The organism is Tardiphaga sp. (genome assembly GCF_028290495.1).
GTDB lineage: Bacteria > Pseudomonadota > Alphaproteobacteria > Rhizobiales > Xanthobacteraceae > Tardiphaga.
Map to the genome: position 1 here is coordinate 46712 of NZ_JAQGJT010000113.1, position 15687 is coordinate 62398.

The window sequence follows — 15687 nt, forward strand, 5'->3', positions numbered from 1 at the left end:
TCAGCGCCAGAGGCGTTGCGACGCAATGGCGCAGCCATGACGAAGCGCGTGCCGCTTGCGCATTGCGATCAAACCTGAGGCAAGTTCGACGTGGCCTGTTGCATGCGGTGGAAACGCAGCACCTGCTGTGCGGTGGACAGCCGCAGCCGCTCGTAGGTGTCCTGGTCGGTGTTGTCGACCGCCAGCGCCACGCCGGAGATCGTTTCGCGCAGCCGGATGATGGCCTGGACGGTGGCCCAGGAAAATCCGGCGACCTTGGCGAGAATGAAGATACCTTCGGTGCGGGACTCGATCATCATGGTTTCGGCGACGGCCAGCGGCACGGCGGCGAGACAGGCGATGGCGGCGTTGGTCTCGTCGAACTTCCGGGCTTCGGCGAAGGCCGACACCTCGGTCTCGTCGAGCCGGCCGTCCTCGAACAGCGAGCGTACCAGGCCGTGGGCGATCGTGGTCTCGTGGCTGATCGCCGCGGGCGCCGAGCGGGCGCGCCGCGTGACTTCCGCGACGACCCGGGAGACATCGCCCGACCACTTCGGATTCGCGGCTTCGAGCCGCTGGCGCACCGAGGCCGAGGCCTTGGCGATCAGTTGCAGATAATGGTGCCGCGGGATCGACGGGCGCATGCCGACGCAGGTGGCGATGCCGTCGCTCTGCTCGGCGCGTGCCAGCAGTTTCGTGTAGCCCTTCTCGGAGAATTCGGCGCCGGGATTGGAAGCCGTGCTTCGCACCACCTCGTTATTGCCGCGCTCGACCAGTACGTCGGTGACGGCGCCGCTCAGCATTTTGCGCAGCGAGATCGCCAGCAGATGGCCCTGGCTCTTGGTGCGCGCATTCTCGATCAGCGAGTGGTCGTCGAGCCGTTCGGATTGCGTCAGCAGGGGAGCTGCGACCTCGATCATGTCGTCGAACGCCAGCGCGCGAACGATGCGCGGCGGCGCGGTGTCAACTGGCGCAAGCCGGTTTGCCAGCAGCACCCTGGCCGAAGTTTCCATTTGCGCGACGAGACACTCGAACACGTCATCGAATACGGCGAGCTGATCGTTGGAAAAATAGATCGCATTCTCGAGAAACAGATCGGTCACACGGCGCAGTGTCTCGACGCGGCGGGCCACGGTGCCGTGAGCCAGAGATGATTGAAGTTCGTCGAGCAAATCGGCTGCTAAAGTGCGTTTTGGCATCGTGTCTCTGTCCTGGAGCTCTCGGCAATACGACAGCGTTTCTTCGCTGCCGGGATAACGTAAATTCGGTCAGGCGCTGGCAATCAGGTTTCGTCCCCCGGCCTTGGCTGCATACAAAGCAGCATCGGCGCGGGCCAAAAGGGCATCGGGCGATTCGTCCGGCTCCATCGTCGCGACGCCCGCGGAAATGGTGACGATCAAGCCCTCGGAAAACGCGCTCCAGTCCAGCGTCGCGATGATCGCGCGCAGCCGATCGAGCAGCACCACGGCCATGTCATGCGGGGTATCGGGTAGCACCAGCAGGAATTCCTCGCCGCCATAGCGCCCGAACTTGTCGATCGCGCGGATGTTGGCGAACACCGCGATGGAGAAGGTGCGCAGCACTTCGTCGCCGGTCGGGTGGCCGTAGGTGTCGTTGATGCGCTTGAACCAGTCCAGATCGATCAGGGCGATCGAGCAGGGCGACTTGGTGCGATGCGCGCGGATGGTCTCGTCGCCGAGCATCCGCATGATGCAGCGGCGGTTGTACGATCCGGTCAGCTCGTCGAGCTCGGAGAGTTCCTCGATCCGCTTGTAGGCGGTTTCGAGCTCGACGCGGCGTCGGGACAGCGCGTCCTGCATCGAGCTGGCGAACACGCCGATGAAGACGATGCGGCCGAGCGTCAGCGAGAAGGTCAGCAGCGTGCCGAAGCGCTCCAGCGGGTTGCCGAGTGGCACCGAGAACGACAGACCTCCGAGCCAGTACAGCGTTGCCACGCCCGCGGTGATGACGATCCAGATGGCGAAGCCGTATCGCGGCGTCGCGCGCATGCCGGCCATCTGCGCGACCAGAAACAGTGCGGACAGGAAGACCACCGCGACTTGCGGGGCGATGGCGACGAAGCCGAGCAGCAGCGCGAAGGTGGTGGCCGCATAGGTCTGCGCAAAGGTGCGGTCCCGCCACCGGTCGGTCGCGGGGATTTCGGACAGCGCCCAGAATCCCCCCACCACGATGACGGCCCCGACTGTAAATGCCGTCGCGATGGCCACCGGGATTGTTCCTGCCGCGGCGAAGATCAGCAACAACGCCGCATTCACGACTTGGAAGGCGGCCGCGAAGACCAGCAACTGCCGCCGCCGCAGCCGCCGGCGCGTCAGCGCCTCGCTCGGCGACTCGCCGGGAACGACGGTCACGTCATCGCCGGTCGGGTCCTGGGTCGGGGAAATTGCGGTCATGATCTCGCTACCGTTGGCGTGGTTGGAACCGTAGGGGTAAATGCCTTTAGGTTTGGTATCTTTTGCTCCGTCCTGCTCCGCCGCTGCTGCGGCCAACCGGCACTATCCTTCTCTTAAAAAAGGGTAATTCGGTCTTCTCACCAGAATTTGAGAATGTCGGATTTATGACATGGTGCCGGTCACCGGCCGTCCTGACATGACGGGCCGCGGGTGACCTGATGTGGCGGGTACCCCTGTCCGAAAATAAGGGACTCCGTTCGGCCGATTTCGTTGAACCTTTGCCGGGAATTCCGAGACCTATCAAGGCTGGGGGATTGCAATGCCCAGTCTCGGGCGGTGCTGCCGGGCGATCATACTGCGCCGCGGCGGCACCGTGTTGTTTGGCCCCACGTCGTTTGGCCCAATGTCGTTTGGCTCCATGTGCCGTTGGGCAGCGTATGGCGGGATTGCAGCATGTCTGAGAAGTTTCGTCCTGCCGGTTGAACCTCTTATGTTTTCTCCCCGACCAATCCAAAGAGTGGGCCATTGAGCGCGACGCAGGCGACATCGGACGACCTGTTGATCTCGCGAATTGCACAGGGCGACCGACTGGCGATGCAAGTGCTCTATGGCCGGCACCATGTCCGGGTATTCCGTTTCGGCCTGCGGCTGGTGCGGAACGAGCAGATCGCAGAGGATTTGATCAGCGAGGTTTTTCTCGACGTCTGGCGGCAGGCAGGCAAGTTCGAAGGGCGGTCCGCCGTTTCGACCTGGCTGCTGGCCATCACCCGGTTCAAGGCGCTGTCGGCGCTGCGCAAGCGGAAGGACGCCGAACTGGATGACGAGACCGCCAATGCGATCGAGGACGACTCCGACGATCCGGAAGTCGCCGTGCAGAAGAAGGATACCGGCGTCGCCTTGCGTAAATGCCTGACGGGGCTGTCGCGGGAACATCGGGAGATCGTAGACCTTGTCTATTACCACGAGAAATCCGTGGAGGAGGTCGCCGAGATCGTCGGAATTCCGGAGAATACCGTGAAGACGCGATTGTTCTATGCGCGCAAGAAGTTGGCCGAACTGCTCAAGGCAGCCGGCGTGGAACGAGGCTGGCCATGATGGCGATGAGAAATACAGTGCAGGACCAGCAGCCCGGCGAGATCGAGGCGCTATTGCCTTGGCATGCTGCCGGCACGCTGAACGCGCGCGATACCCGCCGCGTCGACGAAGCGTTGGCCAAGGATCCCGAACTCGCTTTGCAGTATGAAGCGATCCGCGAGGAGTATGCCGAAACGATCCTGCTCAACGAGAGCCTGGGTGCGCCGTCGTCCCGGGCGATGCAGAAACTGTTCACAGCGATCGACGCCGAACCGGCGCGCGGCGGCCGGAGCTCGTTCAACGCATCGTCGCGGCTGTCGCGGTTCTTCGCTGGCCTGTCGCCGCGGACGCTGATGGCATCGGCCGCGGTCGGCGCGCTGGCGCTGCTGCTGCAGGCCGGGGTGATCGGCAGCATCGTGATGCAGCAGCGTGGCGAAGTGGCGTTCGACACCGCCGCCACCAAGGCCCCGGCCCAGCCGGGCGCTCCGGCCATCGTCACCCGTTCGATTGCTCCGGATAGTTCGACGACCGTCCAGACCGGCCCGCGCGTGCTGGTGCGCTTCACGCCGGCCGCCAAGGTGTCCGATATCACCGCGCTGCTCGATACCTATCAGGCGACCATCGTCGATGGCGGCAAGGCCGGCCTGTTCCGGCTGCAACTTGGCCACCTTCCGATGACCAAGGAACAGGTCGACGGCTGGATCGGCCGGCTCTCGAGCGAGAAGATCGTCAGCTCGGTAAGCGCTGCGCCGTAGGCGTTGCCGCGCGCTATCACTTCGTTCCCGGACGCGATGCCATACGAAGCATTGCTTCGCAGATCCGGTGGCCCGATTTCTACCAAAACAACCGGGAAACGAGTTTGTGGCGGTGCTCGCGTGACGAGCGCTTCCATCAAAATAATCACCACCGCGTTGAACGTTTGCCGGGGTTCGCCAGACTGATTGATGTGGGAGCGGTTATCCCTCCCCAACGAGGCATATCCGGCGCGAGCGCCCATCCATCCCCTGCGCCCGGTATTGCTTGACCCGCCCGGTTGTCCCCCCGGGCGGGTCTCTCGTTAACCCATTGCTAACCATCTCGCCGCTACCATCACACCCGCGACTTGACACGCAAGCGCGGGGACGGGCGTGGATTCGTGGTGTTATTTGGCGGTGTTTGTCCAATTTTGGACACCTTTCGCTAGACCCCCGGAACCTTTCCACTGATCATCATCAAGTACTGGTGATTGATTCGTTTGTTGCTTCTTGCGTCCGTTTTCCTCTTGCGGACATTTCCATGTCACACCCTCAAGCCGTCACCGGTCGCCAGATGATCGAGCGCTGGGCCGGTCTCGCCGAACGCCGTCTGGACTATCTGACCGACCTGTTCGAGAGCGGCCGCTGGCGCCGCTTTCATACCGAGGTCGATTTCCTGGACAATATCCGGGAAGCCAAAATTGCAGTGGAGCGCTGGAACGCGATGGCTGCCCAGGAGGCCACCACTGGCAACATGCCGGTGACGTGGTCGTGGCTCGACCGGCCGAACGGCGTGCCGACTTCCTATCAGGGCCGCGTGCTGCATGAGGCGCCACGCCCGCCGCGGGTGGTCGAAAAGCCCGTCGCAGCCGCGCCGGTGGCGCTGGCGCAATCGCCGGCCTTGCAGCCGCTGGCCACGCCGGTACGCGCCGCGAAGGTTGAGCCCGATCTCGACTGGAAGCGCGCGCTCGATCCCGACGTGCTCGGCGAGCGCTACCCGATGCTCCGCGCCGTCTCGATGTAGTCTGCGCTCCGGCGGTGCACTCGCTCTCCCCTCCAGCGAAGCTTCGCTTCGCGCGGGGGAGAGGGGGATGAACGACGGCTACTTCACCACATTCCCCGACAACGACACCTGCGCATATTTTTGCGCGCCGTCGTTTGTCAGGTCCGGCGTCACGGGCTTCGCGTGATCGAGCCCGACCACCGCGCCGCGCGGCGCGCCCGAAATCATATTGCCGGAGACCAAAGCCGTGCCGGCGCCCGGCATCACCGAGACGCCGATGCCGACAAAGGCGTTGCGGACCACGTTGCCGGTGATCGCGACGTCGCGCAGATATTTGCCCCAGCCGGCGACGATGCCGAACGACGGCGCATTCTCGATGACGTTGCCGGTGACCGATGCATCGGCCTCGATATAGATGCCGACGCCGGCGTCGTCGTCCGGCGCGGTGCCGATCGGGCGCTTCGGCCTGAGATTGCGCAGGATGTTGCCCTGCACGACGGCGATGCGGCCGCCTTCGTTGAAGTTGCAGACGGAGACGCCGACCGCCGCGCCATCGACGGTGTTGCCCATGATCACCGCGGCCTCGAAGGCGAATTCCGAATACAGAGCGACCTCGCGGACATCGCTGACGCTGTTGCCGGAGATCTGGATGTTCGATGCCGAATTGCCGCGCACCGCGGAGTAGTCGCAGTTGCGGATGCGGTTGCCCCTGACGATCACATTGCCGGCGCGAAAGGCGTTGATGGCGTTGCCGAACTGTCCGGAGCCGCCGGGCCCCGCCGCGATGTTCTCGATGCGGTTGTCGATCACCATCGTGCCGTCATCGCCGATCGCGCTGCGCAGGATCTCGATGCCGTTGACGCGGGTGCCGAGAATGGTGTTCTGCGACACGATCAGGCCCTGCGCGTCGAACGACACGATCGCGGTGGTGGCGATGTCGGTGAACATGTTGCCGGAGACGGCGCCTGCGACCTTCTCCAGCCAGATGCCGGCAAAGCCCGAGCGGGCGATGGCGCAGTCCCGGATGCGCAGGTCTTTTGCGCCGGTGCAATGGATCAGGCCGCGGCGGTTCGGCAGCTTGATATCACCGCCGTCGAGCGTGAGGCCGCGCAAGTCGATGTGATCGGCGCCTTCGCCTGACAGTTGCGACGCCCCGCCGGTGAATTTCAGGATGGTCGCGCCGCGCACGCCGACCAGTTGCGAGCCGGTCGAAAGTTTCAGCAGGCCGCTGCGATAGATGCCGGGCGGCAGCGCCAGCGGCACCTGCGCGCGGGCGGCCTCGTCGATCGCGCGTTGCAGCGCGCGGGTCTGGTCGTCCGGGCTGTTGGCGCGCACGCCGTATTGGGTGGCGTCGCGACCGAGTGTGGAAGTGAGAGGGGCCGCGGGCGCGGCATTGACAGGCATCGCCAGCGCGCCGGCAGCGAGGCTGGCGGCAGAGGCCTTCAGCAGATAGCGGCGATGGACGAGCATGGTCGCGTCTCCGGTTCGCCTACCTGAGTAGCGCAAAATGATGCGCATGGAGCGAAGCGGGGAGGGCGACGAAGCGGGATTGTGAGCGAAGGGTTAATTGGAAGACCGGAGCGCGTTTCTTCCCTCCCCGCAAAGGGGAGAAAACCATTCGCGCCATCGCGCCGTAACCTACTCCGGCTTGCCCATCAGCGCTTGCTGGAATTCCTCCTGGGCGCGGGCGTCGCGCTCGTTGGTTTCCAGGCACTCGCCGGGCTCCGGCTGGCACGGGCGAATCTCGTAGTCGTTGTCGAGCACGCGGCGGGGCGTGGGTTTGGCGTCCTTGGCCTCGACGTCGGTGACGAGGCCTGAATCGGCGGCGAGTTTCCAGACGTCGGCTTCGGTCGGGTAGGTCTTGCTTAATTTCGCATCGTCGCAGAACAGCGCATAGGGCATCGGATCGCTCCGGTAAAAACCAATAACGTATGAAAGGGCTGCCGGTTCGCATCAAACATGTCGTGCAGGACATGCCGGACCGGCGTCACATGAAGCGTCAGCTCACCATCTTGTGAGGCGTGAACAACCGGCCTCGTTCCGTGATGCTGACCACGGCCAGCGCCGCCAGCGTGCAGATGAAAAAGCCGATCGCAAAGGGCATCAGCGTGCCGTCGTAATCCTGGCCGATCGTGTAGCCGATGCCGATCCCCAGCAGGGTGGTGACCGAGCCGAACAGCGACGAGGCGGTACCGGCGATATGACCCTGCGGCTCCATCGCCAGCGCGGTAAAATTGGCGAACATCAGCCCGAAAGCGAACATCATCAGCACTGACAGGACCATGAACAGCGGCAGAGGCAGCATGTCGAACCGCGCCGCCAGCAGCATCAGCCCGGCCACGACGAGATGGCCGATCAATGCGCTGTGCGAGATGACGCGCATGCCGAGCCGGCCCACGAAGCGCGAATTGATGAAGCCGGCGACGGCGACGCCGATCGCGACGGCGGCAAAGGCCAGCGGAAAATAATGGCCGAGCTGGAAGATCTCGGTGAACACCTGCTGCGAGGTGAAGACGAAGGCGAACAGGCTGCCCTGGATGCCGCCGGCAGCGAGCGCATAGCCCAGCGTCTGGCGGTTGGTGATGGTCTGGCGGAACGCGCCGAGCACATTGCGTACATCGAGCGGACGCCGCTCCGACTTCGGCAGCGTTTCCGGCATCCGCAGCGCGCTCCACGCCAGCGCCAGGAAGCCGTACAGCGTCAGCGCAATGAACAGGCCGCGCCACTGCGTCATCAGCATGATGGCCTGGCCGAACGCCGGCGCGATCACGGGGACGGCGATGTAGACCATCATCGCCAGCGACATCACGCTGGCCATGCGGCGGCCGGCATAGCAATCGCGCACGATGGAGATCGCAATGACGCGCGTCGCGGCGGTGCCGAGGCCCTGCACAACACGGGCGAGCAGCAGCGTCTCGAAGGTCGGCGCCACGATCGCCAGCAGGCTGGCGGCGCAATACATCGCCATGCCGGTCAGCAGCACCGGACGGCGGCCGAAACGATCCGTCAGCGGGCCGATGAGAAACTGGGCGAAGCCGAAGCCGATCAGGAACGCCGACAAGACGGTCTGCAGCCGGTTGGCATTGCCAACGTCGAACGCCACGCCGATGTCCGGCAGCGCCGGCAGCATGATGTCCATCGCCAGCGGATTCAGCGCCATGATCGAGGCGATCACCAGCAGGAATTCCGGGAAACGCATCGGGCGGTGCGTCGAAGACACCCAGGCGTCGGCATTGATGTCGGTCACAGAAGGCGATCCTCAGGAGAACACCGCTGATATCGCGCAAATGCTGCATTGCACAAGCGAGCTTTGGGCATGGCAGCGTCGCAAAATCGGCGTTTCGCGCGAGCCGGGATGGACGCCCGGGATTACCGTCGGGTGGGACGTCATGCCTTGTGCCGGGCCGCCCGTGCCAGCCGCACGGTTTCGCGCAGCAGCGCTTCTCCGGCCAAGGTCAGTTCCTGCAGCGTCATCCGTCGCGAGGCGGTGTCGCGGGCCAGCAAGGGGACGTGGACGAAGGTGGCCAGCGCCGGGCCACCCGGCGTGCGCGCCGCCTCGATGCCACGCCAGCCAAGGTAGTTGCAGAGATAGCGGCCGGCATCGCGCGAGGCGCGGACATCGAGCCCGGTCCGCAGCGCGGCGCGCAGCAAATGGTGGGTATGCGGACCGAACGCCTGTGCGCCGGCGCCGCGGACGATCGCGGCCTGCCGCACCCGGGTGTGCTCGGCATCCGGCCACAGCATGGTGACGGCATTGCGCGCGCGGGACTCGACGCGGACGAACGTCGTGCGCGATGCCAGGCCGAACATCAGCAACGCGTCGGGACGATGCCGCGCCAGCAGTTGCGGCAATTCGCGATCGACTGCGCCGTAGCAGACCGGAAAAATATGCGCGATGCGGACGATATCGGCGAATGCCGGACGGCGTAGCACCGTCAGCCGCGCCACCAGCGCCTGCGTCGGATTGACCGGCGCGCCGGGAAACGGGCCGAAGCCGGTGATCAGGATGCGCAGGGGGGCGGCCATTTCACTCCTTCAGCAGCGCGGCAATCTGTTCGGCGGCGACGGCCGGCGTGATGCTGGCGTCGGCGACGTCCTTCTCGATCAGCCTCACTTTGGAGCGCAACGCGGGGTCGGCGCGCAGCTTCGACATCAGGCGCTGCTCCAGCATGGTCCACATCCACTTCACCTGCTGCTCGCGGCGACGCCCGGAAAAATCGCCGGAGGCGTTCATGGCGGTGCGGTGATCGAGAATTTTCTGCCAGAGTTCCTTGATGCCGGTGTGCGCCAGCGCCGAATAGGTCACGACCGGCGGATGCCAGTGCTCCGAGCGCGGCGTGAGTATATGCAGCGCGCCGCGGTAATCGCCCGCGGTGATGTTGGCGCGTGTGAGGTTGTCGCCATCGGCCTTGTTGATGGCGATCATGTCGGCGAGTTCGATCAGGCCCTTCTTGATGCCCTGCAATTCGTCGCCGCCGCCGGGCAGCATCAGGGCGAGAAAGAAATCGGTCATGTCGCAGACCGCGGTCTCGGACTGGCCGATGCCGACGGTCTCGACCAGCACGACATCGAAGCCGGCGGCCTCGCATAACAGCATGGCCTCGCGCGTCTTCGCCGCGACGCCGCCGAGCGTGCCGGAGGACGGCGAGGGGCGGATAAAGGCGTTGTCTTCCGCAGACAGCAGCGCCATCCGCGTCTTGTCGCCAAGGATCGAGCCGCCGGTGCGCGCAGAAGAGGGATCGACGGCGAGCACCGCGACCTTGTGGCCCTGTTTGATCAGGTCCATTCCGAGCACGTCGATGGTGGTCGACTTGCCGACGCCGGGCGAGCCGGTGATGCCGACGCGAATGGCCCGGCCGGTGTGCGGCAGCAGCATCTGCACCAGTTCGCGCGCCGCGGCCTGATGATCGGCGCGGCGGCTCTCCACCAGCGTGATGGCGCGGGCCAGCGCGGCGCGCGAGCCTGCGCGGAGCGAGGCGGCCAGGGTGGGGATGTCGAGCGTGCTTCGCGGAATAGCGGTGGGCCTTGGTATGTTCGACAATGTCATTTGCCGGCCGCGCGGATACGCTGTTCGGCGAAGGATTTCAGAGGTGGGATGTCGTTTTGAATGATCTCCCACACCTTATCGGCGTCGGTCGAGTGATAGGCGTGCCGCAACAGGCTGGCAAAATTGTTCATCCCGCGCCAGTTGATGTGAGGAGCCTGTTGCTTGATGCTGTCCGGCAATTTCAGCGCGGCTTCACAGACGATTTCGAGCAGGCGCTCGGTCGCGAGATGACGCATGTCGTCCGACGAGAATTCATCGAAACTGCGCCCTTCAACAAGCGTTTCGATCTTGGTCGTTGTTCGCAGGATGTCCTGATACCGGTCTTCGACGGAGGGTGGCATTCAGAACACCTCGATCAGATCGTCGGCCATGCGTTCCCTGATGCGGGGCGTCAACTCTGTCGGATACATGAGGTGTGGCCAAATTCCGATTTCGTCCTCGATCATGTTCATGACCTTGGACCAATCGAAGAACGGTCCGCCGCTAACATAAGGTTCATGTTCGATTAGGATATCCAGATCGCTGTCCGGCCGCGCATCGCCGCGCGCCCGCGAACCGAACACAGCGAGGCGTGTCACGCCCTCAGCCTTGATGGCAGGCGCAAGCTCGCGAAGTTTCGCGAGGATGGTGTCCAGAGGGATGTCGGCGACGTCGGTCATGAGCTGATATTATCATCATTGCCCGACGGCGTCAGCTACTCCGCCGCCTCGCTATGCCCCAGTCGCGCATTGAGCTTGTGGATCAGTTCCTCCGCCGCATCCGCGATCACCGTACCCGGCGGGAAGATCGCCTCCGCGCCGGCCTTGTAGAGTTCGGCGTAGTCCTGCGGCGGCACGACGCCGCCGATGATGATCATGATGTCGTCGCGGCCCTGTTTTTTCAGTGCGGCCTTCAGCTCGGGCACCGCGGAGAGATGCGCGGCGGCCAGCGACGACAGACCCAGAATATGCACGTCGTTTTCGACCGCCTGCCGTGCCGCCTCGTCGGCGGTGGCGAACAGCGGCCCGATATCGACGTCGAAACCGATATCGGCGAAGGCCGAGGCGATCACCTTCTGGCCGCGGTCGTGGCCGTCCTGGCCGATCTTGGCGACCAGGATGCGCGGGCGGCGACCCTCGGCGTCCTCGAAGGCGTCGACCAGCGCCTGTACCTTTTCGACCCGGTTCGACATGGTGGAAGCCTCGCGCTTGTAGACGCCGGTGATGGATTTGATCTCGGCGCGGTGGCGTCCGAACACCTTCTCCATCGCGTCAGAAATTTCGCCGACAGTCGCCTTGGCGCGTGCCGCGTCGATCGCCAGCGCCAGCAGGTTGCCGTTGCCCTCGGAAGCACTACGCGTCAAAGCATGCAAAGCGGCATCGACATCGGTCTGGCTGCGTTCCTTCTTCAGGCGCGCGAGCTTGTCGATCTGCAAACGCCGCACCGTGGAGTTCTCGACCTTGAGCACGTCCAACGGCGCTTCATCCGTAGGCTTGTACTTGTTGACGCCGATCACGGCCTGACGTCCTGCGTCGATGCGCGCCTGCGTCTTGGCGGAGGCTTCCTCGATCCGTAGCTTGGGCACGCCGGCCTCGATCGCCTTGGCCATGCCGCCGAGCGCCTCGACTTCCTGGATGTGGCCCCAGGCCTTGGTTGCCAGTTCCTGCGTCAGCCGTTCGATGTAATACGAGCCGCCCCAGGGATCGATGATGCGGTTGGTGCCGCTCTCCTGCTGCAAAAACAATTGCGTGTTGCGGGCGATGCGCGCCGAGAAGTCGGTCGGCAGCGCCAGCGCTTCGTCGAGCGCGTTGGTGTGCAGCGACTGGGTGTGGCCCTGCGTTGCCGCCATCGCCTCGATGGTGGTGCGCATCACGTTGTTGTAGACGTCCTGCGCGGTCAGCGACCAGCCCGAGGTCTGGCAATGCGTGCGCAGGCTGAGCGACTTCGGGTTCTTCGGATCGAACTGGGTCAGCAGCTTCGCCCACAGCAGGCGCGCGGCGCGCATCTTGGCGACTTCCATGAAGAAGTTCATGCCGGTCGCCCAGAAGAACGACAGCCTTGGTGCGAAGCGGTCGACGTCGATGCCCGCAGCCAGGCCGGCGCGGAGATATTCGACGCCATCGGCCAGCGTATAGGCGAGTTCGAGGTCCTGCGTGGCGCCGGCTTCCTGCATGTGATAGCCGGAGATCGAGATCGAATTGTACTTCGGCATTTTCGTCGAGGTGTAGGCGAAGATATCCGAGATGATCCGCATCGAAGGCTTTGGCGGATAGATGTAGGTGTTGCGCACCATGAACTCTTTCAGAATGTCATTCTGAATGGTGCCGGTGAGTTTCTCCGGCGGCACGCCCTGTTCTTCGGCGGCGGCGACATAGAGCGCGAGGACCGGCAGCACCGCGCCGTTCATGGTCATGGACACGCTCATCTGGTCGAGCGGAATTCCGGCGAACAGCGTGCGCATGTCGTAGATCGAGTCGATCGCTACCCCGGCCATGCCGACGTCGCCCGATACGCGCGGATGATCCGAGTCGTAGCCGCGATGGGTGGCGAGATCGAACGCGACCGAGAGACCCTTTTGTCCCGCGGCAAGGTTGCGGCGATAGAAGGCGTTGGAATCCTCGGCGGTGGAGAACCCCGCATATTGCCGGATCGTCCAGGGCTGGTTGACATACATCGTTGGGTAGGGCCCGCGCATGAACGGCGCGATGCCGGGCCATGTCTCCAGGAAATCGATGCCGTCGAGGTCGGCCTCGGAGTAGCCGGGCTTCACCAGAATGCCTTCGGGCGTCAACCACGGCTCGCCGCGCGACGGCGCGGTGGCGACGCCTTTCGCGAAGGGAATGTCGGCGAAAACGGGGATCTTGTTCATGTCAGTTGCCTCTGGCGCACGTTGTGTCGGCGCTCATCTCAATCGTGATCCGGATTCTGATAGCTGAATACTTCGGCCGACTGCGCCGGGCCGTAGTTCTGCATCGTGGTTTTGCTCGGCAAATTCGTGATGGTGGCGACCCAGCCGAGCCGGGACTCGCTGCCGAACTGCTGCGTCGGCACCATGCGGTCCGGGCGGTCGAAGGTGCCGGTCATGATCTCGATCTTCTCGCCGCCGATCTTGCGGTAGCTCAGCGGCGTGCCGCACTTCGCGCAGAAGTCGCGCTCGGCGATCGACGAGGACCGGAACGACGACGGCGTGCCGCGGGTCCAGGCGAAGTTCTCGTGCGGAATGTCGGCGAGGGAGGCGAACGGCGCGCCGGAGGCTTTCTGGCACATCCGGCAATGGCAGATGCTGACGCGGGTCGGCGCTGCCGAGATCGCAAAGCGGATCGCGCCGCATTGGCAGCCGCCGGTCAACGTTGTCTTGCCCGCCGTTCCCATTGATCACTCCATTCGGCCGTATGCCGCCACCAGCATCGCCAGCGCATCGCCGCCGGCAAAGATGAAATCCTGCACGCCGGCCGCGCGCAAGGTCGCTTCCTGCTCGCCGGGCTTGCCTGCAAGATAGATATGTCTGGCGCCGACGGCTTGAAGGGCCTTCGCGGCGCTTGCTGCGTGATCGGGATACAGCTTGTCCGACGAACACAGGCAGGCGAACGGAGCGCCGGAGGCCTTGAAGGCCTCGGCCAGGGCTGTGGGATCGGCAAAGCCTTCGGTATCGATCGCCTCGATGCCGCCGGTCTCGAAGAAGCTCTTGGCGAAGCCGGCGCGGGCGGTGAAATCGGCGGGCGTGCCGAGATTGGCGAGGAACACCTTTGGCCGCGCGCCCTTGCGGGCAAGCAGATGGTCGGACTTGTCGCGCAAGGCCTCGAACGGCACGGCGAGCCGGATCGGCTCCAGCGCATTGAACTTGATCTTGTCCTTGCCATAGGGCTTCGCCGGCGCCGGCTTGACCTTCAGCACGCTGGCGCGGGGCTCGTGCAAATTCGGAAATTCGCTGGCGCCGGTCAGCACTTCGCGGCGTTTGGCGATGCTGGCTTGCCGCGCCTTGCGCGTCGCGGAAATTCGCGGCTGGATCAGGTTGTTGCCGAGCGCGGGGAAGGCGCCGCCATTCTTCTCGATGTCCTGGAACTGAGCCCAGGCGGCCTCGCACAATTCCTGTGTCAGCGCTTCGATGCCGCCTGCGCCGGCCGCGGGATCACTGACTTTGGCGAGGTTGGATTCTTCCAGCAGAACGAGCTGGGTGTTGCGCGCGGCGCGGCGCGCGAACGCATCGGGCAGGCCGAGCGCCAGCGTATGCGGCAGCACGCAGATCGAGTTGGCGCCGCCAAGTCCGGCGGAGAACGTCGCCACGGTGGCGCGCAGCAGGTTCACGTAAGGGTCGCGCTGCGTCAGCATCCGCCATGCGGTGTCGGCGGCGATGAACAATGGCTTGGGCGCGAGCCCGCAGCTTTCCTCGATCCGCGCCCAGAGCAGGCGCAGCGCGCGGAATTTCGCCAGCGTCAGGAACTGATCGGCGTCGGCGGAGAGCCGTGCATAGATCATCGAGCGTGCGACATCGACGGGGACGTTGGCGTCTTCCAGCACGCGCAGATAGGACACCATGACGGCCAGCACCCAGGCCAGTTCCTGCACTTCGGAGCCGCCGGCATCATGGATGATGCGGCCGTCGGCCACCGCGAACGGGCCCTTGAAGCCGGTCGCCGCGAGCTTCTTGATCGCTTCGGTGACGGCGGGCGCCATCTCCCACCAGTTATAGGCGCTCTGGCCCCACACCGCGGTGGCGCCGATCGGGTCATAGCCGAAGCGGATCTCGCATTTGGCGGGGTCAAAGCCCTTCTGCGTGATGTATTCGGCGAGGTGGACCGCGGCCATCCGCGACTGCGGGCCGGCGTGCAGTTCAATACCGATGCCGGCGTCGAGGAAGATGCCGTCGAGCACTTTCTCGATCGTCTCGGGCGTGGCTGGCAGGCCGAAGCCGCGCGCGCCGTTGGCGCCTTCAAAGATCAGCGCCAGCCCGGTCGCGCCGTTTTCGAGGTCGTGCAGCGCCTGCGCATTGGCCTTGGATGCGTCGGGATGGTCGACGCGTTGCACGATCTGCCACGGCGCGCCTGCGCCGCGGCCAGTGATCGGCGCTGCGTTTTCGGCACGGGTGTAGATCGGCTGGATCTTGATGCCGTCATAAGTCTTGCTGACCAGCTTCTCGAACGGCGCGCCCTTCAGCACGCCGTCGACCAGCTTGCGCCAGTCGTCATAGGTCGCGGGCGCAAAATCCGCGGCCAGCGTCAGGTCGTCCATCGCAGTCGGCATGTAAAAACGTCACTCCCGGACATTGCTTCGTCATTGGCCCGAAAATGCCACGTCGGGACAGGGAAGCCAATGGGTTACAGGGCATGGCTCCGGCGCTGCTGCACGTGGGTACCCCCGCCGCCTCACACACCACTGTCGTCGCCCGGCTTGACCGGGCGATCCAGTAAACGGTGCCGCTGCGGCTCCATCGCGGGCGTCGGCGATTACCGGGTCGCC

15 protein-coding genes are annotated in these 15687 nt (G+C 64.7%); 3 read left to right on the forward strand and 12 right to left on the reverse strand.

Going from position 1 to position 15687, the window contains the following annotated elements; all coding sequences use genetic code 11:
- Positions 1 to 68 precede the first annotated feature (68 nt).
- Together JWQ24_RS17170 and JWQ24_RS17175 are read right to left on the reverse strand one after the other, a co-directional pair.
- Positions 69 to 1178 carry a DUF2336 domain-containing protein gene (locus JWQ24_RS17170; RefSeq protein ID WP_299810472.1) on the reverse strand — a complete coding sequence of 370 codons (1110 nt, stop codon included), beginning with the start codon at positions 1176 to 1178 and terminating at the stop codon, positions 69 to 71.
- Between the two features lie 69 nt (positions 1179 to 1247).
- Positions 1248 to 2393 carry a diguanylate cyclase gene (locus JWQ24_RS17175; RefSeq protein ID WP_299810474.1) on the reverse strand — a complete coding sequence of 382 codons (1146 nt, stop codon included), beginning with the start codon at positions 2391 to 2393 and terminating at the stop codon, positions 1248 to 1250.
- Between the two features lie 525 nt (positions 2394 to 2918).
- Between JWQ24_RS17175 and JWQ24_RS17180 the strand changes: the two genes are divergently transcribed.
- The 3 genes from JWQ24_RS17180 to JWQ24_RS17190 all read left to right on the forward strand — a co-directional run bounded on the left by JWQ24_RS17180 (position 2919) and on the right by JWQ24_RS17190 (position 5225).
- Positions 2919 to 3488 (forward strand): sigma-70 family RNA polymerase sigma factor, encoded by a 570-nt coding sequence (locus JWQ24_RS17180; protein ID WP_299810476.1) that lies wholly within the window; start codon positions 2919 to 2921, stop codon positions 3486 to 3488.
- Positions 3485 to 4222 carry a hypothetical protein gene (locus JWQ24_RS17185; RefSeq protein WP_299810478.1) on the forward strand — a complete coding sequence of 246 codons (738 nt, stop codon included), beginning with the start codon at positions 3485 to 3487 and terminating at the stop codon, positions 4220 to 4222. Before JWQ24_RS17180 ends, JWQ24_RS17185 begins: the two co-directional genes overlap by 4 nt.
- A 520-nt stretch (positions 4223 to 4742) precedes the next feature.
- Entirely contained in the window at positions 4743 to 5225 is a 483-nt protein-coding gene (locus tag JWQ24_RS17190) for a TIGR03809 family protein (RefSeq protein ID WP_299810480.1), read from the forward strand.
- A 78-nt stretch (positions 5226 to 5303) separates the two neighbouring features.
- Here the strand turns inward: JWQ24_RS17190 and JWQ24_RS17195 are convergent, their stop codons facing one another.
- From JWQ24_RS17195 to JWQ24_RS17240, 10 genes are all read right to left on the reverse strand, one after another.
- Positions 5304 to 6674, reverse strand: a complete 1371-nt coding sequence (locus JWQ24_RS17195) for a TIGR03808 family TAT-translocated repetitive protein (RefSeq protein ID WP_299810482.1) — start codon at positions 6672 to 6674, stop codon at positions 5304 to 5306.
- Between the two features lie 168 nt (positions 6675 to 6842).
- The gene (locus JWQ24_RS17200) at positions 6843 to 7106 is read right to left on the reverse strand and encodes a hypothetical protein (RefSeq protein ID WP_299810486.1); all 264 of its coding nucleotides are present in this window, start codon (positions 7104 to 7106) and stop codon (positions 6843 to 6845) included.
- Positions 7107 to 7203: 97 nt separating this feature from the next.
- Positions 7204 to 8451 carry a multidrug effflux MFS transporter gene (locus JWQ24_RS17205; protein ID WP_299810489.1) on the reverse strand — a complete coding sequence of 416 codons (1248 nt, stop codon included), beginning with the start codon at positions 8449 to 8451 and terminating at the stop codon, positions 7204 to 7206.
- 140 nt (positions 8452 to 8591) lie between these two features.
- Positions 8592 to 9230, reverse strand: coding sequence for a pyroglutamyl-peptidase I (locus JWQ24_RS17210; RefSeq protein ID WP_299810492.1), 639 nt, complete (start codon positions 9228 to 9230; stop codon positions 8592 to 8594).
- 1 nt (position 9231) lies between these two features.
- Positions 9232 to 10236, reverse strand: coding sequence for a methylmalonyl Co-A mutase-associated GTPase MeaB (gene meaB, locus JWQ24_RS17215; RefSeq protein ID WP_299810567.1), 1005 nt, complete (start codon positions 10234 to 10236; stop codon positions 9232 to 9234).
- A gap of 11 nt (positions 10237 to 10247) precedes the next feature.
- Positions 10248 to 10592, reverse strand: a complete 345-nt coding sequence (locus JWQ24_RS17220) for a HepT-like ribonuclease domain-containing protein (protein ID WP_299810496.1) — start codon at positions 10590 to 10592, stop codon at positions 10248 to 10250.
- Positions 10593 to 10910, reverse strand: a complete 318-nt coding sequence (locus JWQ24_RS17225) for a nucleotidyltransferase domain-containing protein (protein WP_299810499.1) — start codon at positions 10908 to 10910, stop codon at positions 10593 to 10595.
- Between the two features lie 35 nt (positions 10911 to 10945).
- Positions 10946 to 13099 (reverse strand): methylmalonyl-CoA mutase, encoded by a 2154-nt coding sequence (scpA, locus tag JWQ24_RS17230; RefSeq protein WP_299810502.1) that lies wholly within the window; start codon positions 13097 to 13099, stop codon positions 10946 to 10948.
- 38 nt (positions 13100 to 13137) lie between these two features.
- Positions 13138 to 13602, reverse strand: coding sequence for a GFA family protein (locus JWQ24_RS17235; RefSeq protein WP_299810505.1), 465 nt, complete (start codon positions 13600 to 13602; stop codon positions 13138 to 13140).
- A 3-nt stretch (positions 13603 to 13605) separates the two neighbouring features.
- Positions 13606 to 15471 carry a methylmalonyl-CoA mutase family protein gene (locus JWQ24_RS17240; RefSeq protein WP_299810508.1) on the reverse strand — a complete coding sequence of 622 codons (1866 nt, stop codon included), beginning with the start codon at positions 15469 to 15471 and terminating at the stop codon, positions 13606 to 13608.
- Positions 15472 to 15687 lie beyond the last annotated feature (216 nt).